17 protein-coding genes and 4 pseudogenes are annotated in these 22,292 nt (G+C 66.0%); 10 read left to right on the forward strand and 11 right to left on the reverse strand.

The genetic code is table 11. The features are described 5' to 3' along the window. A partial coding sequence (locus ID132_RS13055; RefSeq protein ID WP_211198213.1) for a hypothetical protein occupies positions 1–199 on the reverse strand: 199 nt, incomplete at its 3' end. A 20-nt stretch (positions 200–219) separates the two neighbouring features. On the opposite strand from ID132_RS13055, the gene tatA reads away from it, so the two are divergent. From tatA to lnt, 4 genes and pseudogenes are all read left to right on the forward strand, one after another. After that, positions 220–492, forward strand: coding sequence for a Sec-independent protein translocase subunit TatA (gene tatA / locus ID132_RS03255; protein ID WP_125105955.1), 273 nt, complete (start codon positions 220–222; stop codon positions 490–492). A gap of 72 nt (positions 493–564) precedes the next feature. Then, a complete protein-coding gene (tatC, locus tag ID132_RS03260) occupies positions 565–1,320 on the forward strand; it encodes a twin-arginine translocase subunit TatC (protein WP_193127829.1) in 756 nt (251 codons plus the stop codon). Then, positions 1,317–3,729: pseudogene (locus tag ID132_RS03265) on the forward strand (DEAD/DEAH box helicase). The gene tatC and the pseudogene ID132_RS03265 overlap by 4 nt, the downstream one beginning before the upstream one ends. A gap of 71 nt (positions 3,730–3,800) precedes the next feature. Beyond that, positions 3,801–5,294 (forward strand): annotated as a pseudogene (gene lnt / locus ID132_RS03270) (apolipoprotein N-acyltransferase); the annotation flags it as partial. Positions 5,295–5,487: 193 nt separating this feature from the next. On the opposite strand, the pseudogene ID132_RS03275 reads toward lnt, so the two are convergent. Beyond that, positions 5,488–5,832, reverse strand: a pseudogene (locus ID132_RS03275) (RNA polymerase-binding protein RbpA); the annotation flags it as partial. 58 nt (positions 5,833–5,890) lie between these two features. Next, complete coding sequence (locus tag ID132_RS03280; protein ID WP_193127832.1) at positions 5,891–6,643, reverse strand: glycerophosphodiester phosphodiesterase family protein; 753 nt, start codon at positions 6,641–6,643, stop codon at positions 5,891–5,893. A gap of 18 nt (positions 6,644–6,661) precedes the next feature. Here ID132_RS03280 and ID132_RS03285 point away from each other — a divergent pair, with 18 nt between their 5' ends. Further along, positions 6,662–7,438 carry an SDR family oxidoreductase gene (locus ID132_RS03285; RefSeq protein WP_193127833.1) on the forward strand — a complete coding sequence of 259 codons (777 nt, stop codon included), beginning with the start codon at positions 6,662–6,664 and terminating at the stop codon, positions 7,436–7,438. A 12-nt stretch (positions 7,439–7,450) separates the two neighbouring features. On the opposite strand, the gene ID132_RS03290 is transcribed toward ID132_RS03285, so the two are convergent. The 3 genes from ID132_RS03290 to ID132_RS03300 all read right to left on the reverse strand — a co-directional run bounded on the left by ID132_RS03290 (position 7,451) and on the right by ID132_RS03300 (position 8,991). After that, positions 7,451–7,876: an SRPBCC family protein gene (locus ID132_RS03290; RefSeq protein ID WP_164509683.1), complete on the reverse strand. Its 426-nt coding sequence runs from the start codon at positions 7,874–7,876 to the stop codon at positions 7,451–7,453. A 73-nt stretch (positions 7,877–7,949) separates the two neighbouring features. Continuing rightward, entirely contained in the window at positions 7,950–8,129 is a 180-nt protein-coding gene (locus ID132_RS03295; RefSeq protein ID WP_164509684.1) for a hypothetical protein, read from the reverse strand. A 154-nt stretch (positions 8,130–8,283) separates the two neighbouring features. Further along, positions 8,284–8,991, reverse strand: a complete 708-nt coding sequence (locus tag ID132_RS03300) for a M50 family metallopeptidase (protein WP_193127834.1) — start codon at positions 8,989–8,991, stop codon at positions 8,284–8,286. A 22-nt stretch (positions 8,992–9,013) separates the two neighbouring features. On the opposite strand from ID132_RS03300, the gene ID132_RS03305 reads away from it, so the two are divergent. Further along, a complete protein-coding gene (locus ID132_RS03305) occupies positions 9,014–9,955 on the forward strand; it encodes a DUF4031 domain-containing protein (protein ID WP_193127835.1) in 942 nt (313 codons plus the stop codon). Positions 9,956–9,967: 12 nt separating this feature from the next. After that, positions 9,968–11,473 (forward strand): S1C family serine protease, encoded by a 1,506-nt coding sequence (locus ID132_RS03310; protein WP_235988246.1) that lies wholly within the window; start codon positions 9,968–9,970, stop codon positions 11,471–11,473. Positions 11,474–11,554: 81 nt separating this feature from the next. On the opposite strand, the pseudogene ID132_RS03315 reads toward ID132_RS03310, so the two are convergent. Further along, a pseudogene (locus ID132_RS03315) lies at positions 11,555–13,627 on the reverse strand (DNA gyrase/topoisomerase IV subunit B). Between the two features lie 93 nt (positions 13,628–13,720). Between ID132_RS03315 and ID132_RS03320 the strand changes: the two are divergent. Further along, positions 13,721–14,770: a sugar-transfer associated ATP-grasp domain-containing protein gene (locus tag ID132_RS03320; RefSeq protein WP_193127836.1), complete on the forward strand. Its 1,050-nt coding sequence runs from the start codon at positions 13,721–13,723 to the stop codon at positions 14,768–14,770. On the opposite strand, the gene ID132_RS03325 is transcribed toward ID132_RS03320, so the two are convergent. The 4 genes from ID132_RS03325 to ID132_RS03340 form a co-directional block, all read right to left on the reverse strand. Next, positions 14,757–15,446 carry a coenzyme F420-0:L-glutamate ligase gene (locus ID132_RS03325; protein ID WP_125105967.1) on the reverse strand — a complete coding sequence of 230 codons (690 nt, stop codon included), beginning with the start codon at positions 15,444–15,446 and terminating at the stop codon, positions 14,757–14,759. The genes ID132_RS03320 and ID132_RS03325 overlap by 14 nt on opposite strands. Before the next feature lie 10 nt (positions 15,447–15,456). Further along, positions 15,457–16,860 carry an RNA polymerase sigma factor gene (locus ID132_RS03330; RefSeq protein WP_125105968.1) on the reverse strand — a complete coding sequence of 468 codons (1,404 nt, stop codon included), beginning with the start codon at positions 16,858–16,860 and terminating at the stop codon, positions 15,457–15,459. A 106-nt stretch (positions 16,861–16,966) separates the two neighbouring features. Continuing rightward, the gene (locus tag ID132_RS03335; protein WP_125105969.1) at positions 16,967–18,316 is read right to left on the reverse strand and encodes an MFS transporter; all 1,350 of its coding nucleotides are present in this window, start codon (positions 18,314–18,316) and stop codon (positions 16,967–16,969) included. Further along, complete coding sequence (locus ID132_RS03340) at positions 18,316–19,230, reverse strand: PAC2 family protein (protein WP_125105970.1); 915 nt, start codon at positions 19,228–19,230, stop codon at positions 18,316–18,318. Before ID132_RS03340 ends, ID132_RS03335 begins: the two co-directional genes overlap by 1 nt. A gap of 50 nt (positions 19,231–19,280) precedes the next feature. On the opposite strand from ID132_RS03340, the gene ID132_RS03345 reads away from it, so the two are divergent. Then, positions 19,281–20,741: a leucyl aminopeptidase gene (locus ID132_RS03345; protein ID WP_193127837.1), complete on the forward strand. Its 1,461-nt coding sequence runs from the start codon at positions 19,281–19,283 to the stop codon at positions 20,739–20,741. Positions 20,742–20,850: 109 nt separating this feature from the next. Next, the gene (gene lpdA / locus ID132_RS03350) at positions 20,851–22,227 is read left to right on the forward strand and encodes a dihydrolipoyl dehydrogenase (RefSeq protein ID WP_193127838.1); all 1,377 of its coding nucleotides are present in this window, start codon (positions 20,851–20,853) and stop codon (positions 22,225–22,227) included. Positions 22,228–22,292: the final 65 nt, after the last annotated feature.

Below are 22,292 nucleotides of genomic sequence, written 5' to 3' on the forward strand. Positions count from 1 at the left end.
CGAACTGCGCGAACGAGAGGCGGTCGCCGCGCGACAACCGATCGCATTTGGCCGGCACAGCGACGAAGTTCGCGACCACCACGAACAGCAACGGGAACTGCGCCGAGCGCGTGCGCTCGAGCGGCGGGAGGCGCGCGTTGCACGCGGCCGCGCACTGACCCATGCCGACCCCCTGCAGTACGCCCACCTGATTCACCACCCCAAGAAGGGATAGCCCCTATGCCGAACCTCTCCGGATGGCACCTGGTCATCATCCTCGTCATCATCCTGCTGCTCTTCGGCGCGCCCCGCCTGCCGAAACTTGCCCGCAGCCTGGGCGAGTCGATGCGAATCTTCCGTGGTGAAGTACGCACGATGAACGACGAAGACAAAGACTCGAAGACGAAGAGCGCCGACACGCCGGCTGTCGAACCACAGCCCGGCACGGTCGACAACACGAGCCAGGCGCCGCGCACCGACGACACCGACACCACGGGCGCTTCGCCGAGATAGCCCATGACCGCTCCGCAACAACAAAAGCGGAAGCGGGAGAAGTACTCGCGGAAGGTGAATCCGCAGGGCCGTATGCGCCTTGCGGACCACCTGATTGAGTTTCGAAATCGCTTCCTCATCTGTGCCGTCGCCATCATCGTGGCGATGGTGGGCGGTTTCCTACTCACCGACGCCGCCTTCGAGGTGCTGCGCCAGCCGATCGACGCTCTGAATGAGTCGCGCGGCGGGGGAGTGTCGATCAACTTCGGCAACGTCACGACCGCGTTCGACCTGCGCCTGCAGATGGCGCTGACCCTCGGCGTCGTCATCGCCTCGCCCGTGTGGCTCTACCAAGCCTGGATGTTCCTCATGCCGGGGCTGCGCAAGGGCGAGCGGAAGTACGTGCTGGGCTTCCTCGGCGCCGCGATCCCGTTGTTCCTCGCAGGCGTCGTACTCGGCATCATCATCATGCCCCGCATCATCGAGGTCATGGCGACGTTCGCGCCGACCGAGGACACGATCTGGTACGACGCGAAGACCTACTACTCGTTCGTGCTCACGCTCTGCCTCGCCGTGGGCATCGCGTTCGTCGTGCCGGTGTTGCTCGTCATGCTCAACTTCGCCGGGGTGCTGGAGGGTCGCGCCATCCTCAAAGCGTGGCGCGTTGCCGTCCTCATCTGTGCCCTGTTCGGTGCCATCGCGACACCGGCGGCCGACGTGCTCTCGATGCTGTTGCTCATGGTGCCGATAGTGGTGCTCTACTTCCTCGCGGTCGGAATTTCGCTCCTGAACGATCGTCGGCGTCGTAAGCGCGATGCTGCGGAAGCGGCGGCTACGCTGGACGCATGACCGATTCGAGCCCTACCGAGCGGTACGCCCGCGCAACTGCGCGAGCCGCGCATCCGAATCTCGAGCTTTTTCGTGACCTGCAGCGGTTCGACCTCGACGCCTTCCAGCTCTCAGCGTGCGAGGCCCTCGACCGGGGCAGCTCGGTGCTCGTGGCTGCCCCGACGGGCGCGGGAAAGACCGTCGTCGCCGAGTTCGCGGTGTTTCTCGCGATGCGCGACCCGAACGCAAAGATCTTCTACACGACGCCTATCAAGGCGCTGTCGAACCAAAAGTTCCAGGAGCTCGTGGCCGACTACGGCGCGAGCGAGGTCGGCCTGCTGACGGGCGACGTCAACATCAACTCGCGCGCACGCATCGTGGTGATGACCACCGAGGTACTGCGCAACATGATCTACGCGGGCAGCGAGCTGCTCGATGACCTCGCCTTCGTCGTCATGGATGAGGTGCACTACCTCGCCGACCGCTTCCGCGGCGCCGTGTGGGAAGAAGTGATCATTCACCTGCCCAGCGAGGTGCGCATGATCTCGCTCTCGGCCACCGTCTCGAACGCCGAGGAGTTCGGCGACTGGCTGCAGGCCGTGCGCGGCGACACCGAGGTCATCGTCTCGGAGGTTCGACCGACGCCGCTCTACCAACACGTACTCGTGGGCTCGCGGATGTTCGACCTTTTCCGCACGAAGAACGACCGCATCACTGACCAGGTCAATCCTGAGCTCGTGCGCGTGACGAAGGGGGAGCGGCAGGGGCGCGGCGGGCGAGGCAAGAGTGGCCGTGGGCCGCGCAACATGCGCGTCGATCGAGGCGCCGTCGTCAACATGCTCGACGATGCCGCGCTGCTGCCGGCGATCTTCTTTATTTTCTCGAGGGCCGGCTGCGATGACGCGGTCAACCAAGTCACGGGTTGGGGTATCAACCTCAACACGCGCGCGGAGCGCGAGGAGATTCGCGAGATTGTCGAGGAGCGCACGCGGAACATGCTCGACGAGGATCTCGCCGTGCTCGGTTTCTGGAAGTGGCGCGACGGGCTCGAACGCGGCGTGGCCGCCCACCACGCCGGGCTGCTCCCGGCGTGGAAGGAAATCGTCGAGGAGCTGTTCCAGCGCCGCCTGCTGAAGGTGGTCTTCGCGACCGAGACGCTCGCTCTCGGCATCAACATGCCGGCGCGCACCGTCGTGCTCGAACGGCTCGAAAAGTTCAACGGAGTCTCGCGGGTGCCGATCACGCCGGGCGAGTACACGCAGCTCACCGGCCGGGCCGGTCGCCGCGGCATCGACCACGAGGGCCACGCCGTTGTGCTCTGGCGCGATGGCGTGCAGCCCGAGGCGATCGCGGCCCTCGCATCCCGCCGTTCGTATCCGCTCAACTCGTCTTTCCGCCCGACGTACAACATGACTGTCAACTTGCTCGACCGCTTCGGGCGTGACCGCACGCGGCAGCTGCTCGAGACCTCGTTTGCGCAGTTCCAGGCTGACCGCTCGGTGGTCGATATCGCGCGCACCGTGCGGCAGCAGCGCGAAGCACTCGAGGGCTACCTCGAGGCGATGCGCTGCGACAAGGGCGATTTCCTCGAGTACTCCGCGCTGCGCCGGCAGCTCAGCGACGTCGAGAAGCAGAAGATTCACGCACAGGACCCCGGCAGCCATGGCGCGCGAGAGGAGCGACGCAAGCGTCTGGATGCGCTGCGCAAGGAACTCCAGCACCACCCCTGCCACGACTGCCGCGAGCGCGAGGATCACGCGCGTTGGGCCGAACGCTACTGGCGACTCGAGCGCGAGACCGACCGCCTCGTGCGCGATATCGAGCACCGCACCGGCGCTGTTGCCCGGACCTTTGATCGCCTGACCGAGCTGCTGCTGCAGCGCGGCTATCTCCGCGCGGGCGAGGGCGACCAGCTCGAGGTGACCGGCACCGGGCGTATGCTGCAGCGCATCTACGGCNGAGCGCGACCTGCTCACCGCCGAGTGCCTGCGCCGCGAGGTTTGGCTCGGCCTCGACCCGGCCCAGCTCGCCGCGATTACGAGCTGCTTGACCTACGAGCCGCGACGAGAAGAGGAGAACCCGCAGATGGGGCACATGCCGAAGGGCGAGTTTCGCCCCGCGCTCGAGCGGATGCAGGAGCTCTGGGTCGAGCTCGACGAACTCGAGCAGCTGCACCGTGTGCCGCGCACTTCGGAACTTGCGACGGGGCTCGCGCCGGCAATGTATCGCTGGGCGAGTGGGGTGCCGCTCGATCGAGTGCTCGAGCGCACCGACCTGGCGGCGGGCGACTTTGTGCGACAGGTGCGGCAGGTACTCGACGTGCTCGACCAGATCGGCAAGGCGGCCGGCGGCAGGATCGCGACGAACGCCGACCAGGCGCGCCAGCTCATCCATCGTGGAATCGTCGCGTACGAGGGCAACGAGTCGTGAGGCCCGCTGCGCCCCAGCCGCTCCCGTTTGTTGCCGCGCTCGCCGCGATATTGGCGGGCGCGTTTGCGCTGACGCTGTCGTTTCCGGAACGCGGCTGGTGGTGGGCTGCCCCAATTGGCGTCGCGCTCAACCTGCTCGCAATTCGCGGGCAGCGGCCAGGCATTGCGGCCTACCTCGGCTTTCTCGGCGGGCTCGCGTTCTATCTCATGCACGTCGCCTGGACGTCGCTGTTCCTCGGCGCGGTGCCGTGGACCGCACTGTCGGCGCTCATGGCGCTGTGGTGGATGCTCGGGTCGATCGGCATCGCCATCGCGTATCGGCGGCTGCCGACGCGCCCCGGGCGCACGCGATCCCTCGGCGCGCTGCCCGTGGCGGTTGCGAGTCTCTGGACGCTGCGCGAGACGCTCGCCTCGAACGTGCCGTACGGCGGCTTTGCCTGGGGGCGCATTGCGCAGTCGCAGTCGAACTCGCCGCTGCTCGAGCTCGTGTCGTGGGTGGGATTCGCCGGCGTCGCGTTCCTCGTTGTCTGGTTCGTCGCGTTTACGATCGAGGTCGTGCTGCACCCTCGGGATGCGCAGGTCTCGCCGCGCCCGCGGGCCGGGTTCGTACTTCGCCGCGCGGCCCAGTTCACCGGCGTGGCCGCGGCGGGTGCCGCGCTGCTCGTGTGGCCGCTCTGGCCCACGCAGCAGGGCGAGACCGTGCGCATCCTCGCGGTGCAAGGGGATACCCCCGGGGCGAGCTACTTCTTCCCGTCAGACCCGGGCGAAATTCTTGAGTCGCACGCCCAGGTGACCCTCGATGCCCTCGGGAAGGCGGGGCAGGTCGACCTCGTGCTCTGGCCCGAGGGTTCGGTCGACGTGAGCCCGCTGCTGAACTCGTACTCGGCAGACTTGATCAGCTATGTCGAGCAGCGCGCGGGTGCCCCCGTGCTCATGAATACCGTGACGATGACGGGCGACTGGGACGACCCCGACACCGAGTACTTCAACTCGCAGATCGTGTGGCAAAACGGCGAGGCGGGGGAGCAGTACGACAAGGCGCACCCGATTCCGTTCGGCGAGTATGTGCCCGACCGCGAGGTCTTCGAGGCGCTCGCGCCCGAACTCATCGGCATGATTCAGCGTGAGTACACGCCCGGCATCCGGTCGAACGTGCTTGACATCGATGGCACGCGGTACGGCGTGTTCATCTGCTACGACATCGTCGACGATAATCTCGTGCGTGAGGCCGTCGCCGGCGACGCCGGGGTGCTGCTCGCGCCCACGAACAACGCCGACTTTGGCTACAGCGAGGAGTCCGCGCAGCAGCTCGCGACGGCGCGCCTGCGTGCGGTCGAGTCGGGTCGACCGCTCGTGCAGGCGTCGACGGTGGGCTGGAGCGCCGCATTCGCGGCGGATGGAACGCAAATCGCCGGGCTCGATTGGTACGAGCCCGGCGCATTTGTTGCCGAGGTGACGACGGGTGTGGGGGAGACCCCCGCGACCGTCTTCGGTGACGCGATCGATCTGCTGGCAGGTGGAGTCGGCCTTGCGATCGTGGTCGCGGCGCCGCGACGGCGAGACTAGCGCTTGCCGGCGGCGCCCGCGGTCGCTACTTCTTCTTCTTCGGCGCGGCCGGCTTCTTCTTCTTGGCTTCCTTCGCGGCGGCTTCCTTTTCGGCAGCCGTCTGTGCCTTCGCGCGACCCTCGATCTCAATCTCGGGCGCGTCCGCGGCGTTCTGCGGCAGGCCCGCGGTTGGCTCGCGGCGCGCGGTGTTGGTGCCGCGGCGCTTACGCAGGTAGTCGAGGCGAATCTGCAGCACCTCTTCGAGGTCTTCAACGGTGCGACGCTCGAGCAGCATGTCCCAGTGGGTGCGCTGTGCCTTCGCCTCGGGAGCGTCGTAGGGCACAATGTCGCCCTCGGTGTCGAGCAGGCGGCCCTCGACGCCAGTCTTCGGCGACGGCCACACCTGCGGTGCCTCGGCGTCGGCGGCAAAGGTCACCACAAAGCGCTCGCCGTCCTCGGTCTGGTACGTGCGGAGCTGGTGATCGACGAGCACCACGCCCTCGTCACTTTGCAGGCTCTGCGCACCAAGGCGCATCCCTCGCAGGCTACGATCTGCCATTGGGTTCCTTTCGTGGTCTTCGACTGGCGTGAGCGCGCAACGCGCACATGCCAAATCTCTATTCTGCCAGGTATTCCCTGAGCACGCGCATCCCAATATCGGATCGGTCGGTCACGATGCCATCCACGCCCCGACGAAGTAGCTCGAGCTGCTCGCTCGCGTCGTTGATTGTCCACACGTGCACCTCGCGCACGTACCGGTGCCACCAGGCGAGGCGCGGGGGAGTCACGAGGTCAATTCCTGCTGCACGCCAGGGCAGTTGCACCGCATCGACCGGTGCCAGCGTTCTCGATACCAACGCCCGAGAGCGCAGGCGTATTCCTGCGAGGGCCAGTGTGACTCGCTCGGTTGGCGCACCCTGGGTGGCCGCGGGCGCGAGTGACCGAAGCATCCCTGCCGTTCGTTCGTGAAACGACGTGAGCAGCACGCGGTCGAACGCGTGGGCGGCATCCACCGCCCGAATGACCGCTCGTGCGGCCGTCGGGGTCTTCACATCGATGTTGAAGTGGAGTCGGGGCAGTTCGGACAGCGTCGCAACGAGGGTCGGGATGCGGTGGCCCTCGACTTGTCGTTCGTCGAGCTGGGCAGCGCTGAGGTCGATGATCGGGGTGTCCTCGCCATTCCAGCGGGCGAGCGTCGGGTCGTGCCAGAGCACTGCGCTGCCGTCGGCCGTGACGTGCGCGTCGGTCTCGATGTGTGTGACGCCGACCTCGGACGCTGCCTCGAACGCCGCGATGGTGTTCTCGGGGGCAGTGAGTGCGAGCCCACGATGGGCAAGGATGCGGGGGCCGGGCGGATCAAAGTACGTCACCCCACTAGAATTACCTGCATGGTTGACTCATCGCTGAATCCGTTTGCGCCCGGCTCGCTCGCCGGTATGCGCGTGCTCGTCACTGGCTCGTCCCGTGGCGTGGGTGCCGACACGATCCGCTACTTCGCCGATGCCGGCGCCAAGGTCGTCGTGAACTACCGCAACAAGGCCGCTCGCGCCGACAAGCTCGTCCAGGAAATCGAGGAGGCCGGTGGCACCGCGATTGCCGTCGCCGCCGACCTTACCGACGACGCCAGCCTGGCCGCAATGATGGCCACGATCGGCGAAACCTACGGCGGTCTCGACGTGCTCGTGCTCAATGCATCCGGCGGCATGGAGGCGAACCTTGGCGAGAACTATGCCCTGCGCCTCAACCGTGACGCCCAGGTGAACACCCTCAACGCGGCTCGCCCGCTGCTCGGCGCCGGCTCGCGCGTCGTCTTCGTCACGAGCCACCAGGCCCACTTCATCCGCACGACCGAGACGATGCCCGAGTACGAGGCCGTCGCGCAGTCGAAGCGCGCAGGGGAGGACGCCCTGCTGGAGCTCGTGCCGTCCCTTGAGGCCGATGGCATCGAGTTCGTCATCGTCTCGGGCGACATGATCGAGGGCACGATCACCGCGACGCTGCTCAACCGACTTAACCCGGGTGCCATCGAGGCACGCCGCGAGGAGGCTGGCAAACTCTATAACGTGGCCGAATTTGCCGCCGAGGTGGCTGCCGCGGCCTTCGAGCCCGTGCCCGCCGACCACCTTCGACTCGTCGGTGACGTGTCGAGCTTTGGCGTCGAATAGCGACGCGGCGAACTACTTTTCCGCGAGGTGCTTGTCGAGTTCGGCAAGCACCTCGCGCCATCCTTCGCGGGCTTCCTGCAGGATGACACCGGAGGCCGGGCTGTCGGAGCCCTCCTCGATGAGGCGTAGGCGTGACTTGTGCTTGAGCTGGCTGAAGAGCAGCGTCAGGCGTGTGTCGCGGTCGCGCGGCTGCGCGTTGACCTCGATCACGATCTTCGCGTAGGGCTCGACGCTCACCACCTTGCCGGTGAGCATCCGGTCGCGCTTTTTCTTTGGGCGCGGCGTGGTCAGCTTGAGCTCGCCGCCCTTGCGGGCTTCGATGTGGCCGCCATCGGGCCACCAAGTCGCGAACTCGTTGCGATCGACGATCGCATCCCAGACACGCTCGACCGGCGCAGTGAAGCGCACCGAAATGTCGAGCGAAGGCGTGTAGGCCACGCGGTCCTCCTGATAAGCAGAACGCCCCTGATTCGGTGGAACCAAGGGCGCAATTGCGGCTGTTATGAAGTTGTTACTTTCGACCGTGGCCGACGATCTGCCAGGGAATGAAGAACGCGAGCGTGTTGAGCAGGACGCCGAGAATGAACACGAGCAGTGACAGCGTGTCGGTCGGCATCTGGAACGCGAGGCCGTAGCACCAGAGTCCTGCAACGAAGACGAGGATGCTGAAGATGGCGATGAGCGCGTTCACTGCGTTTCTCCCTAAGGTTGGCGAGCTAGAAGGGCCGGAGCCACTGCGAGTAATACTACGCGATGCCTGGGGATCCTCGGTGCACCGCGGGAAGCGTGGCGTTATCCGATAATGCACATTATGTCATTATCGCGAAGTCGGCTCCGCTCGCGAACTACGGCAGGAAGAACTGCGCCACTCCCCACGTCGCGAGGCCGCACACGACGGCGAAGCTGAGGTTCCACAGCAACGCCGGCACCCGCGTGAGTTGCGTCAGTACGCCCGGGTCGCTGCTCGTGCTCGGCTGCGCCACGACGGCGCCGAGGTGTCGCCAGGCACCAACGACGAGAACGATCGCAATGCCGATGAGCACGAGCGACTGAATCTCGTCGTCGCGCCACCACCAGAGCGCCGCGAAACCAGCGAGCGAGATCAAGGTGACACCCGCGGTGAGCCACGACCGCACGCGGATCATCGCGATCGCGAGCAGCAGCATGAGCAGCGTCACGGTCGGCGCGGCCCATCCTCGGCCGGCGAACCACGCGAGGGCCGCGCCGAGGATCGCGGGCGCCGGATACCCCGCCCAGGTCGTCGCTACCCTGCCGAATCCCCTGGGCTTGCCCTGCGTCACCGCTGCGCCTGACATGTCGCCGCGCAGCACGAAGCCGTTGAACTTGCGGCCGACCATCACGCCGACGAATGCGTGCCCGAGCTCGTGCACGAGCGTGACGCCGAGCCGCACGCGCAGCCAGACGACCGGCACGGCGCAGGCGACGAGTGCCGCGGCAAGCACCCACCACAACACGGTCGCATCGATGCTCGGCGCGGTCTCGGGTGGCACAATTCGCGACACAATTGCGTCAAGCCACGGCAGATCTTCCATATGGGCAATTATCGTCAGCCAGGTGACAATTCTCGTAGATCCCGCGCGCTGGCCGGCCCACGGCCTGCGCTGGGCGCACCTCGTGTCTGACCACTCCCTCGCCGAACTGCACGCGTTCGCCCACAGCCAACGGCTCGCGCGGCGGCGCTTCGACCTCGACCACTACGACGTGCGCGAAGACGAACTCCCCGGGCTCGTCACGGCGGGCGCGGTGGCCGTGACCGGGCACGAACTCGTGCGTCGTCTCGAGGCCTCGGGGCTGCGCATCCCCCAGGCGCAGCGGGATGCGCAGCGGCCGCGGGCCCGGCTGGCCGAGCTGCGCGCGTGGTGGGCAGAGCTTGGTAACGGCTCCCCCGCCTGGGCGGATGCTGGCGAGTGGCTCCTCGCGCGCTGGCAGGAGCCGCACCGCGGCTATCACGACGCCGAACATCTGCATGACGTGCTCCTCCACCTCGACCTGCTCTGGGCATCCGGCGCAGAGATGCCCCGTGCGACGCTGCTTGCCGCCTTGTACCACGACGCCGTGTACGAAGGCGCGCCGGGTGCCGACGAGCGCGCTTCGGCCGAGCTGGCACGTGCCGAATTGCTGGCGCTTGGCCAGGGGTCGATGGTGGCCGATCAGGTTGCTCGGCTGATTCTCAGCACCGACCCGAGCGCCGTAGTTGGGGCGGTGCTCGAACCCGGTGATGAGGATGCGGCGGGACTGCTCCGCGACGCCGACCTCGCGATTCTCGCGGCGCCAGATGCCCGGTACCGCGCGTATGTCGAGGGAATTCGTCGCGAGTACGCGCACGTGCCGGCGACCGACTTCGTCGAGGGGCGACTGCACATTTTGCAGGACTTTCTGGCTCGGCGGGAACTATTTCATACCCCGAGCGCATCCAAGCTCTGGGATCAGCGTGCTCGCATGAACCTCACCACTGAAATTCGACAACTTTCCGCAGAACGCTCAGCCTTGCGGTGATTGGATTCCTTCATGTCCGAAGAACAGCCCGGAGCCAAGCAGCACGGTCACATGCCCTCGCTTCCGCCGCTTGGCGCCCCCAATACCCCAGGTACCGCACCCTCGAGCACCGACTCGGGTGCGGGCTACTCCCCCTCCGGCGGCTCCCCCGCCGCGGGTGCGCAGGACGCGCCGACGACGCAGTTCGGGCAGCCCGCTCCTGCCGCAGCAGAGCCCGCGCCGACGACGCAGGTGAATTACGGCATCCCCCTGGCGCCCGGCCAGCAGGAGGCGGGACCGAACCAGGCCGACGCGCCGACCCAGCAGTTTCCGAGCACGCCGACGCAGCAGTTTCCTGGTGGGCCGACGCTCGCGGCGACCATGCATCCGGAATATCAGCCAGCAGGAGCAGCCGCGGATTCGTCGTCGGCGAAGCCCGCGAAGAAGCGCGGCCTGAGCACCGGCGGTGTCATCGGCGTCGCAGCGGCTACTGCACTCATCGTCGGTGCGGGTAGCGCCGTGGGCACGTGGGCGTTGCTGCCCGCGGGTGGTGGCATCAACACGTCCTCCTCCGGCACGGTCGTGCAGGCGGATGCGAACGATACGAACTGGACTGCCGTGGCGGCCGAACTTGAAAACTCGGTCGTTTCGATTCAGGTGGAGACGTCACAGGGCACGAGCCAGGGCTCGGGCGTCGTCTGGGATGGCGAGGGCCACATCGTCACGAACAATCACGTCGTCGAGGGGGCCTCTGGCGACTCTGCCGTCACCGTCACGATCGGCAACCGCGGCTACCAGGCGACCGTGCTCGGCACCGACCCGGCGACCGACCTCGCGGTGATTCAGGTCACCGATGCGCCCGACACACTCGTGCCGATGACGGTGGGTGACTCAACCGCGCTTGAGGTCGGCGACGGTGTCATGGCGATAGGGTCGCCCCTCGGCCTCTCAGGCTCGTACACGACCGGCATTGTTTCGGCGTTGAATCGCCCGGTGAACACCGGCGAGGTGAGCGGCAACGCCGTGGTCACCAATGCGATTCAGACCTCGGCCGCGCTCAACCCGGGTAACTCGGGTGGTGCGCTCGTCGACGCGACGGGCCAGCTCGTCGGCATCAACTCGTCGATTGCGACCCTTGGTACGGACTCGTCGGGCACGTCGGGCAGCATCGGCATTGGCTTCGCGATTCCGACCGTGCTCGTGCAGAACGTGGCGCAGCAGCTCATCGACACGGGCGAGGTTGAGCACGCGTGGCTCGGTACCGCGAACACCGACGGTCAGGCCGAGTTGGACGGCAGCACGGTGCTCGGCGCCGAGGTGCAGGAAGTGACCGCCGACGGTCCGGCGGACGATGCGGGCGTCAAGAAGGGCGACCTCATCATCGCGGTGAACGGTCAGGACATCTCGAGCTCATCGAGCCTCGTCGGCACTGTGCGCACGCTCAAGGCAGGCGACACCGCGACGCTGACGGTCATCCGTGACGGGAAGCAGATCGACATCGACGTGAAGCTCGGCGTCTCCCCCAGCCTCAACGGCTAGTTCTCGTGGGGCGCACGGCGGCTGCGTCAATCGTGCGTTCCCAGCGATGCGGCCAGGGAGAAGGCGGATGCGCGGGGCAGCCTAGGCGTCGATGAGCTCGGGAACGACGTGCTCGGCGCCGTCGACAATGAACTCGCGACGCGGGGCGACCTCGTTGCCCATGAGCACCTCGAAGATCCGCTCGGCTTCGGCCGCATCCTTGAGGTTCATGCGCCGCAGCAGGCGGTGCTGCGGGTTCATGGTCGTATCCCAGAGCTGGTCCTCGTCCATCTCGCCGAGGCCCTTGTANGGTCTTGATACTTTTTGCCCGAGCGCTCGAGCTTCTTCAGCAGCGCCTGGAGCTCCTTCTCGCTGTACGTGTAGATGGTCTCGTTCGGCTTCTTACCGGCGTTCATGACGACCACTCGGTGCAGCGGCGGCACCGCGGCATAGACGCGACCGGCCTCGAGCATCGGGCGCATGTAGCGGAAGAACAGCGTGAGCAGCAGCGTGCGGATGTGCGCGCCGTCGACGTCCGCGTCGGACATGATGATGACCTTGCCGTACCGTGCCTGGTCGAGGTCGAATGAGCGACCTGATCCCGCGCCGAGCACCTGAATGATGTTGGCGCATTCGGCATTCTTCAACATGTCGGCGAGCGAGGCCTTCTGCACATTGAGGATCTTGCCTCGAATCGGGAAGAGCGCCTGATGTTCGGAGTCGCGGGCAGGCTTCGCGGTACCGAGCGCCGAGTCACCCTCGACGATGAACAGCTCGGAGCGCTCGACCTCGTTCGTGCGGCAGTCGACGAGCTTCGCGGGCAGGGAAGAGTTCTCGAGCGCGGTCTTGCGGCGCTGCGTCTCTTTGTGGGCGCGCGCCGCGATGCGGCTCTTCATCTCGGTGACGATCTTCTCGAGCAGCATCGACGCCTCGGTTTTGTCCTGCCGCTTCGTCGAGCCGAAGCGCTCCTTCATGCCNGACGATCGTCTTCTGCACGATGTTGCGCGCCTGCGGGGTGCCGAGCACCTCCTTGGTCTGACCCTCGAACTGCGGCTCAGGGATGCGCACGGTCACGACGGCGGTGAGGCCTGCGAGGATGTCATCCTTGTCGAGCTTGTCGTTGCCGACCTTGAGCTTGCGCGCGTTCTTCGTGACTTCGTCGCGAACGACCTTGAGCAGGCCTGCCTCGAAGCCGCTCACGTGCGAGCCCCCCTTCGGCGTCGCAATGATGTTGACGAAGCTGCGCTCGACGGTGTCGTAACCAGCGCCCCACCGCAGGGCGAGGTCGACCTCCATGCGGCGCTCGACCTCGCGCGAGACCATGTGGCCCGTCTTGTCGTCGAGCACGGGAACGGTTTCGCGGTAGTGCCCCTCCCCCTCCATCCGCCAGATGTCGGTGAGGGCCGCGTCGGGCGCGAGGTACTCGACGAACTCCGAGATGCCGCCGTCGTACTTGAATGACTCCTGCTCGGGTGCCTGCGGGTCGCGCTCATCGGAAAGACGAATCTCGAGGCCCGGCACGAGGAACGCCGTCTGGCGGGCGCGGTCGCGCAGCTGCTCGAGCTGGAACGCGGCGTCGCGCACAAACACCTGCGGGTCGGCCCAGTACCGCACCCGCGTACCCGTGACGTTTTTGCCCACCTTGCCGACCACTCGCAACTCGGCGTGGCCGGGCTGCTCGGTGAAGGCCGATTCGGGCGAGGGCTCGCCGGAATCGGCGAAGACTCCGGCGTGGCCGCGCTGGAAGCTCATGGCGTAGGTCTTGCCACCACGATCGACCTCGACGTCGAGCCGGCTCGATAGCGCGTTGACGACGGATGCGCCAACGCCGTGCAGACCACCAGCGGCGCCGTAGTTGGTCGAGCCAAACTTGCCGCCCGCGTGCAGCTTCGTGTAAACCACCTGCACGCCGGTCCAGCCAGTGCGTGGCTCGATGTCGATCGGCACACCGCGACCCTCGTCGCGAACCTCGACGGAGCCGTCCTGGTGAAGGATGATGTCGATCCTCGCGCCGTGGCCGCCGAGCGCCTCGTCGACCGAGTTGTCAATGATCTCCCACAAGCAGTGCATGAGCCCGCGTGAATCGGTCGAACCGATATACATACCGGGTCGCTTCCGCACCGCCTCGAGCCCCTCGAGTACCTGCAGATCTTCAGCCGAATACGCCTGCGCCATGACCGGAACCTCCTAGTCCAAGCTTGAATCCTATCGACTGCCGGGCAGTCAGGCGGCAAGGCGCACCGCTGTCGCGGTAGCATCGAAGCCACTGTGTCGCCGACGGAAGAGGATTTTGTGCCTGGTGCATCCGCGAACAAGCTGCGTGTGAACTATCTCGTAGGGCGGGTGAAGGCACTCAATCTGCCGCGCGTGTGGCAACTCGCCGGTGACATCTCGAAGAACTTCCGCAAGCCGCGCATCGGCGTCGCCCTCGACATGTTCTGGTCGGCCGCGAAGTACGAGTGTGCGTTCCAGGACTACCAAGACTGGGACTTCGCGATTCTGTCGAAGGCCGAACGCACGACGTTCATGACGCATCCGAAGTCGGACCACTACGCGCGCCGCTTCAACACCGATAAGCAGGCGAACCTGCGGCTGGCCGACAAGTCGAACTTCAATGTCGAGTTCGACGACCTCCTCGGCCGCGAGTGGCTCGACGTGCGCACCGCGAGCGATGCGCAACTCGCAGACTTCGTCGAGCGGCACCCGAACCTCATGGCGAAGGTGCCCGATTCGCTCGGTGGCAAGGGAATCGAGCGCGTGCGCCCGGACGACATTGGCACTGACCTCGCGCGCTTCCGCAAGATTCGGATGAGCAACCGGCAGTTTCTGCTCGAGGAGTTCCTCGTGCAGCACCCCCACCTCGTGGCGCTCAACGAGTCGAGCGTGAACACCATGCGCATCGTCACGTTCAACAACGGCGACCGCGTCGGCGTGATTGCCGTCGCGCTGCGCATCGGTGCGGGCGGCGACGTCGACAACTTCTCTGGCGGCGGCATGTACACCATGCTCGACGAGGCCGGCATCGCGCAGTGCCCCGCCTTCGACGACAACAACGCGATCCACTCGATCCACCCGCTCAGTGGCGTGCCGATCGTCGGCTTCGAGGTGCCACACTTCGAGCGCGCGCTCGAACTGGTGGCGGCAGCCGCCCGCCGCATCCCGGAGGTGCCCTACGTCGGTTGGGACGTCGCGATCGCGCCGGATCGTCCCGTGCTGATCGAGGGCAACTACAACTCCGGTGTCTTCCAGGCGAAGCCTTCGGTGTCGGGTGTGCGGCGGGGCCTGCTCCCGCGCTACCGAGCGGTTATCGGCGAATAATCCCCATCGGGGTCGACTGGTGACCCTGACCCAGCGGGTTGTCGCTGAGGATGCGCACGAACGTGTCGTTCTGCTCTCGCTCGAGCGTCGTGCCGAGGATGTTGCCGCCAATGTCGTTGATATCGACAACGAGCACATCGACCTTGTTGCCCAGCAGGATCTTGATGTCGCGAGCAACGCGCATTGGGTCCTTCGGGCCGAGCACGACGGACTCGTTGTACGGAGGAATCGTGTTCTTGGTCGGGCCGTCGATCGCGCGGGCCTTCTCGCCGGCAACCCGGTAAAAGTCGCCCGAACGGCCGAACGCCTTGGTCACCGCGGCGACACCCGAGGCGAGCAGGATGCGCGGGGTACCGCATTCGCGCAGCGCCATTTCCATGGTCTCGGGCATGCCGAGGCCGATGCCGTAGGGCGTCTTGGTGACGTACTTGGCGAGGAAGTTCGCGAGCGGGCGCGGCTTGATGTCGCCGGTCAACATCGAACGTCCCTGGGTGATCGCCACGATCTTCTCGGTGATGAACAGCACGTCGCCGTCCTGCACCTCGTCGGCGGCGTACGTGCGCACGACCTCGTGGAGGTCGTCACCCGGCATGACCACGCGAGTCTTGATCGGGATGCGGTGGTATTCGGTGCCGTCGACCGTCGAGGTCAGGGCCTTGCCATCATTCGCCTGCATACGCGTCTCCTTACTCGAGGTAGTCGCGCAGCGACTGCGAACGCGACGGGTGGCGGAGCTTCGCCATGGTTTTGGATTCGATCTGGCGGATGCGCTCACGCGTCACCCCGAACGTCTCGCCGATCTGGTCGAGCGTCTTTGGCATGCCGTCACCGAGGCCGAAGCGCATGCGAATTACGCCGGCCTCGCGTTCGGAGAGCGAGTCGAGCAGCGACTCGAGCTGACGCTGCAGCATCGTGAAGCTCACGGCGTCGGCCGGCACGACCGCCTCGGTGTCCTCAATGAGGTCACCGAACTCCGAGTCACCGTCCTCGCCGAGGGGCGTGTGCAGCGAAATCGGCTCGCGGCCGTACTTCTGCACCTCGACGACCTTTTCGGGCGTCATGTCGAGTTCGTGCGCGAGCTCTTCCGGAGTGGGTTCGCGACCGAGGTCCTGCAGCATCTGTCGCTGCACGCGGGCGAGCTTGTTGATGACCTCCACCATGTGCACCGGGATACGGATGGTGCGGGCCTGGTCGGCCATAGCGCGCGTGATGGCCTGACGGATCCACCAGGTCGCGTAGGTCGAGAACTTGAAGCCCTTCGTGTAGTCGAACTTCTCGACCGCACGGATGAGACCCAGGTTGCCCTCTTGGATCAGGTCGAGGAACTGCATGCCGCGACCCGTGTAGCGCTTCGCAAGCGAGACGACGAGTCGAAGGTTGGCGCCGAGCAGGTGGCTCTTTGCGCGCTTGCCATCGCGGACGATCCACTTGAGCTCGCGCTTGAGCTTAGCCTCGATGTCGGGCTGGCGAAGGAGCTTGTCCTCGGCGTACAGGCCCGCCTCGATACGCATTGCGAGGTCGACTTCTTCGGCGGCGTCGAGCAGCGGCACCTTACCGATCTGCTTCAGGTAGTCCTTAACGGGGTCGGCGGTGGCACCCGTGATGGTGCCCGAGTAGACCGGGGTGTCGTCATCGTCGGTGTTCTTGAGTACGAGGGCGCCAGCGGCCTTCACCGCGGACTCCGCCTTGATGGCGTCCTCCTCGGGATCCTCGCTCTTGTCATCGCGCTTGCCGAGGTCTGGGTCTTCGTCCTTCTCGGCGTGCTCTTCGTCGTCGGTCGAGGTCTCGATGTCCTTCTCGTCGACCTCGTGGTCTTCGTCGAGGTCGACCACGATGTGCTCGTCACCGTCAGCGGGCGTTGCCTTTTTTGCGGCCGTCTTCTTCGCCGGCGCCTTCTTCGGCGCGGCGGCCGACGCAGGGGCGCCGCCCTCGTGCGCAATGATGGCCCCGACGAGGTCATCCTTCTTCAGCGTCGAGGCGCCGGTCAGGCCAATTTCCTTCGCAATCGCGCGCAGGTCTGCGACCTTGAGCGCGGAAAGCTCTTCCTTCGAACGTGCGGCCGTCACGTTCGGCGTTGCTCCTGCTGCCATTACGGACCCCCTCAAGTGGTGCGGGCAAAACGAATGCCCAAGTCAAGTTCCGCCGAGGCGGAATAGATTGGGGCAGATAGTAAATGGTACACGCGCGGAGCCCGAACTATTCCCATGTGTCGCCTCGACGGCGCATCCGGCGGGCCAGAGCACGCCACAGCGGCGCGACCACGACGCCCTCTTCCGCGGCCATCCAGTTGCGGGTCTTGCCGCGGACGTGGAGCAGCGCAGCGATGCCGATCACTGTCAGGACGGGGAAAGTCCACATCGCGACGCGGAAAGCGTCCCACGTTGGCTCGGCGCCGCCGGTGACCGCGTCGATGCCGAGGCCAATCGTCAGGAACGCGATTGCGCTGGCGGTGAACCCGCCGACATTCACGATGCCGGAGGCCGAACCGTAGCTCGATGAGGGGTTGAAGGTTCGCGCAAAGTCGAAGCCGATGTTCGAGCCGGTGGTGGCAGCGCCGGTAACCACGAGCACGAGGATGTAGAACCAAAGGGGCGGCTGGCCGGGCCAGAGCAACAGGAGAGACCAGAAGATCGCGCTCGTGATCGCGATGCCGATCACGAGGTTCGAACGCCGCAGCGGGAAGCGAGCGGTCAGCAGCCCAATCACCGGGCCGACGAACATGCCGACCACGACCGGCAGGATGAGCAGGGCGGAGGCGAGCTGGGGCGCGTAGCCGAGCCCCTGCACCATGAGGGGGTACCCCCAGAGCAAGCCGAACACGTTGCCCGGGAACTGCGTCGTGAAGTGCGACCAGAACCCGAGGCGTGTACCGGGTCGGCCGAACGCCCCGCCGAGCGTGCTGAACGCGCCGGCAAGCGACATTGGCTGACCGCCGAAGCGCGAGCCGGGCACATCCTTCAGCCCCGCAATCGCCGCGACGACGACGATCACCGAGAGGGATGCGGTGGTGAGGAAGGCGACCGTCCACTCGCTGAGGTGGAGCAACGTCGAGAACGGCACAGCCGAGATGAACTGACCGAGTTGGCCAAGGTTACCCAACCATTGCTGCATGACCGGCACCTTGCGGGGCCGGAACCATGCCGAGATGATGCGCAGTCCGCTCACGAAGGTTGCCGCGTCGCCGAGACCGACGAGGACGCGCCCTACGACGGCCACCTCGATCGAAGGCGCGACCGCGACGATTACCTGGCCGACCGCCATCAGCGCAGCGCCGCTAATGATCAGGCGCGAGGGGCCGAAGCGGTCGAGCAGCATGCCGACGGGAATCTGCGCCGCGGCGTACACGACGACCTGCATGACCGCGAGCGTTGATAGCGCGGTGGCCGACGCATCGAATCGGGCAATCGCATCGACGCCGGCGACGCCGAGCGAGCTGCGCTGGGTCACCGCGACGATGTACGCGACGAGCGCGAGGGTGAAGATGATGCCGGGAAGGCGCGGTGGGATCAGGCTGAGCGAGTGGGTGTTTGGGGTGTCCGTGGACACTACTTTTCGTTGGGCTTCCGGCGCGCTGAGAGGTAGCGCTCGAGTTCGTTGGCGATGTCGTCGGCGCTCGGCATTTCGCCATCGGCGTCGGCAAATGGATTTTCACGGGGCGTGCCGCGCACCACGCCGTCGTATTGGGTTTCAAGCGCCTGAATGAGGCGCTGCATTTCTTCGTTCTCGGCGATCTGGGCGTCGACGTCGGTGCGGAACACGCGGTCGCGCTCGCGCAGCTGCTCGGTGTCGATCATGACGCCAGCCGCGCTCCCGATGCCTTCGAGGAGCTTCATGGCGCCGGCCGGCACGCTGGAATCGGCGAGGTAATGCGGCACCAGCACGACGAGGTCGACGACCGGCTCGTCGCTCGCCGTGAGCTCGAACTCGAGCTCGTGGAGGGCGTGTGCGGGCGCCTCGATATTCGTCTGCCACACCGAGTTGTTCTCGATGAACTCGTCGCGGTTGCCGGTGACCGCGAGTCGCGCTGGGCGCGTGTGTGGCACGGGCATTGGGATCGAATGTGCCCAGGTAGTACTTGACACCATGAAGTGGGCATGCAGACGAAGGAGGTCGCCGGTGAACTGGTCCCATCGAAAGTCTGGCTCGAAGCCGCTCAGCAGAAGGAACGGCTGTCCGAGCGAATCGTTGAGCAGCCGCAGGTCGAGACGCGGCACGCGGTACTCGGTGACGCGGTTCGACTCGAGCTTCACCACTGGGCGCCGCGCCCGATAGTCGAGCAGCTGGTCAGCGTCGAACGAGGCGACGACGCGTCCCTCGTCTTGCGAGAGCAGCGCCTCGATTCCTTGGCGCACCGTCTGCCCGGCATCCCTATACCCCGAGAGCAGCGCCACGAGTGGCAGGCCGGGAGGAATTTCATGCCATGCCTCGCCAGGACGGTACATCGAGGGATCAGAGAGCATGGCTTCAATGCTACGCCCTCCCCCAGTTTCCTCGGCGTAGGCTCGTGGCCATGACGTCTGCTGAAATTCGTATTGATCTCGAGCCCTATTCCTCCGATGTCGTCACCGTGATTCCGGTGCGCAAGGGCGATGTTCCGGAACCTCTGACTTCCGCAGACCTCGGCCTCGACGCCGACCGCCTCGAGCAACTCGGCGTGACCGGGACGACCGGCCAGAGCACGCGCATCCTGGTCGCCACCGATGACGAGGACGGCGAAGCTGCCGCGCTGCTCATCGGCATCGGCGACAGCCGCGACGAGGAGGCGCTGCGCCGCGCTGCGGGCACCGCAGCGCGCACGCTGAGCAAGGCGGCAAGCGTCGTCTACGACCTTGTCGAGCCGACCGATGCTGAGCTCGAGGCGCTGCTGACGGGCCACGTGCTCGGCGGCTACCGCTACGACCGCTTCAAGTCGACCGACGAAGGGGTCATCGATGCGCAGCAGGTGAACGCCACCGGCACGACCGATGACATCGAGCAGCGCGTGACCTCGATCACCGACGCCGTCGTGCTCACTCGTGACCTCGTCAACACTCCCCCGAGCGCGCTCGTGCCTGAGGACTTCGCCGATGCGGTGGTCGACCTGTTCGACGACGAGAGCGTCGTAGTCGAGGTCTGGGACGAGCAGCGACTCATCGACGAGGGCTGCGGCGGCGTGCTCGGCGTCGGCGCCGGCTCGGTGAACTCGCCGCGCATCGTGCACCTCGAGTACGAGCCCGAGGACGCCGTGGCGCACATCGCGCTCGTCGGCAAGGGCATCACCTTCGACTCGGGCGGTCTATCGATCAAGCCGGCCGCGTCGATGGTTGGTATGAAGTTCGACATGGGTGGAGCAGCTTCGGTCGTCGGCACGATTCGCGCCGCAGCGTCGCTCGGCCTGCCGGTGCATGTGAGCGGTTGGTGCATGCTCGCCGAAAACATGCCCTCGGGCAGCGCGATCAAGCCCGACGACGTGCTTACGACGCACTCGGGCGTGACGGTCGAGGTCACGAACACAGATGCTGAGGGTCGCCTCGTGCTCAGCGACGGACTCTCGCTCGCTTCGGAGCAGCAGCCCGACCTCATCATCGACATTGCCACGCTGACCGGCGCCCAGGTGGTCGCGCTCGGCGACCGCACCACGGGTCTCCTCGGCAACGAAGAGGAGTGGCGCGACCGCGCACTTGCCGCTGGCAAGACCGTCGGCGAGCCCGTGTGGGCGATGCCGATTCCGGAAGAGTTCGACGAGAAGCTCGAGTCGAACATCGCCGATATCGTCAACTCAAAGCCGGGCGACCGCTCGGGCGGCATGCTGTTCGCCGGCGCCTTCCTGCAGCGCTTCATCGGCATCGACGACGAAGGCAATGACATCCCCTGGCTGCACTTCGACATCGCCGGCCCGGCCGAGACGAAAGCCCCCTACGGCTACGTCGCTAAGGGTGCGACCGGAGTGGCCGTGCGCACCCTCGTAGAACTGCTGTCGACACTGAATTAGTCGGTAACTCGCGGGTGTACCCTGGAAAAGGTTGTGTCTGCAAGATCCCTGTAGGCCTGTCCAGATCTCGTGCTGGGATCCCCATCCAAACTTCAAAGGAGCTTTCCGAGTGGCCGATCACAATTTCGACCTCGTAGTCCTTGGTGGCGGTAGCGCAGGCTACGCCGCCGCTATTCGTGCCAAGCAGCTGGGACAGACGGTTGCCCTCGTCGAGAAGGACAAGCTCGGCGGCACGTGCCTTCACCGCGGTTGTGTGCCCACCAAGGCCATACTCCACGCCGGTGAGGTTGCCGACGCGGTTGAGGATGGTGCCCGACTCGGCGTCAACCTCAAGCTCGAGGGCATTGATGGCGCCAAGATCGCGGCGTTCCGCGACGGCATCGTCTCGGGCAAGTTCAAGGGCCTGCAGGGACTGCTCAAGGCGAAGAAGATCGACGTCTTCGCGGGCGAGGGTCGCCTCGTTGACGCCAAGACGGTGCAGGTTGGCGACGACAAGCTCATCGCCAAGAACGTCGTGCTCGCGACCGGCTCGTTCTCGCGGAGCATCCCCGGCCTCGAAATCACCGGCAACGTGATCACGAGCGATCAGGCGCTGCTGATGGACTGGGTGCCGCAGCGCGCGGTCGTGCTCGGCGGCGGTGTGATCGGCCTTGAGTTCGCGAGCCTCTGGCGCGCACTCGGCGCTGAAGTCACCATCATCGAGGGCCTGCCTCACCTCGCTCCCGCAGAGGACGAGGCGATTTCGAAGGCACTCGAGCGCGCTTACAAGAAGCGCGGCATCAACTTCCAGCTCAGCACGAAGTTTGAGTCGGTCACGCAGGACGAGTACGGCGTGCACGTCAAGACCGACAAGGGTGGCGAGACCATCGACGGCGACGTGCTCCTCGTCGCGATCGGCCGTGGCCCGGTGACGCAGAACATCGGCCTCGAAGAGGTTGGCGTCGAGACCGACCGCGGCTTCGTGCTCGTCAACGACAAGCTTGAGACCAACGTTCCCGGCGTCTACGCGATCGGCGACATCACGCCGGGCCTCCAGCTCGCGCACCGCAGCTTCCAGCACGGCATCTTTGTCGCCGAGCAGATCGCGGGACAGAGCCCGGTGCTCGTCGAAGACAAGAACGTGCCCAAGGTTACGTACTGTGAGCCGCAGGTTGCTTCGGTGGGTCTCTCCGAGAAGAAGGCCGCCGAAGAGTACGGCGCCGACAACATCACCGCTTATGAGTACAACCTCGCGGGCAACGCCAAGAGCTCGATCCTCGGCACCGCCGGCTTTGTCAAGGCGATCCGCGTGAACGACGGCCCCGTCGTCGGCATTCACATGATCGGTGCCCGCGTCGGCGAGCTCGTCGGCGAGGCGCAGCTCATCGTCAACTGGGATGCCTACCCCGAGGACGTCGCTCAGCTCGTCCACGCGCACCCGACCCAGGTCGAGACCATCGGCGAAGCGATGATGGCCCTCGCCGGTCGCCCGCTGCACGCGATCTAGTCACACGAGTCGAAACACTTTTAGGAGAAGTAATGAGCCAGGATGTAACGCTTCCCGCCCTCGGT

Source organism: Gulosibacter sediminis (assembly GCF_014904065.1).
GTDB classification, from domain to species: Bacteria; Actinomycetota; Actinomycetes; order Actinomycetales; family Microbacteriaceae; genus Gulosibacter; species Gulosibacter sediminis.

Excerpts from the sequence above, each read along its gene's own strand:
- tatA (WP_125105955.1), top strand. The coding sequence starts at position 220 with ATGCCGAACCTCTCCGGATGGCACCTGGTCATCATCCTCGTCATCATC.
- tatC (WP_193127829.1), top strand. The coding sequence starts at position 565 with ATGCGCCTTGCGGACCACCTGATTGAGTTTCGAAATCGCTTCCTCATC.
- ID132_RS03285 (WP_193127833.1), top strand. The coding sequence starts at position 6,662 with ATGGTTGACTCATCGCTGAATCCGTTTGCGCCCGGCTCGCTCGCCGGT.
- ID132_RS03300 (WP_193127834.1), bottom strand. The coding sequence starts at position 8,991 with ATGGAAGATCTGCCGTGGCTTGACGCAATTGTGTCGCGAATTGTGCCA.
- ID132_RS03310 (WP_235988246.1), top strand. The coding sequence starts at position 9,968 with ATGTCCGAAGAACAGCCCGGAGCCAAGCAGCACGGTCACATGCCCTCG.
- ID132_RS03325 (WP_125105967.1), bottom strand. The coding sequence starts at position 15,446 with ATGCAGGCGAATGATGGCAAGGCCCTGACCTCGACGGTCGACGGCACC.
- ID132_RS03330 (WP_125105968.1), bottom strand. The coding sequence starts at position 16,860 with ATGGCAGCAGGAGCAACGCCGAACGTGACGGCCGCACGTTCGAAGGAA.
- ID132_RS03340 (WP_125105970.1), bottom strand. The coding sequence starts at position 19,230 with ATGCTCTCTGATCCCTCGATGTACCGTCCTGGCGAGGCATGGCATGAA.
- ID132_RS03345 (WP_193127837.1), top strand. The coding sequence starts at position 19,281 with ATGACGTCTGCTGAAATTCGTATTGATCTCGAGCCCTATTCCTCCGAT.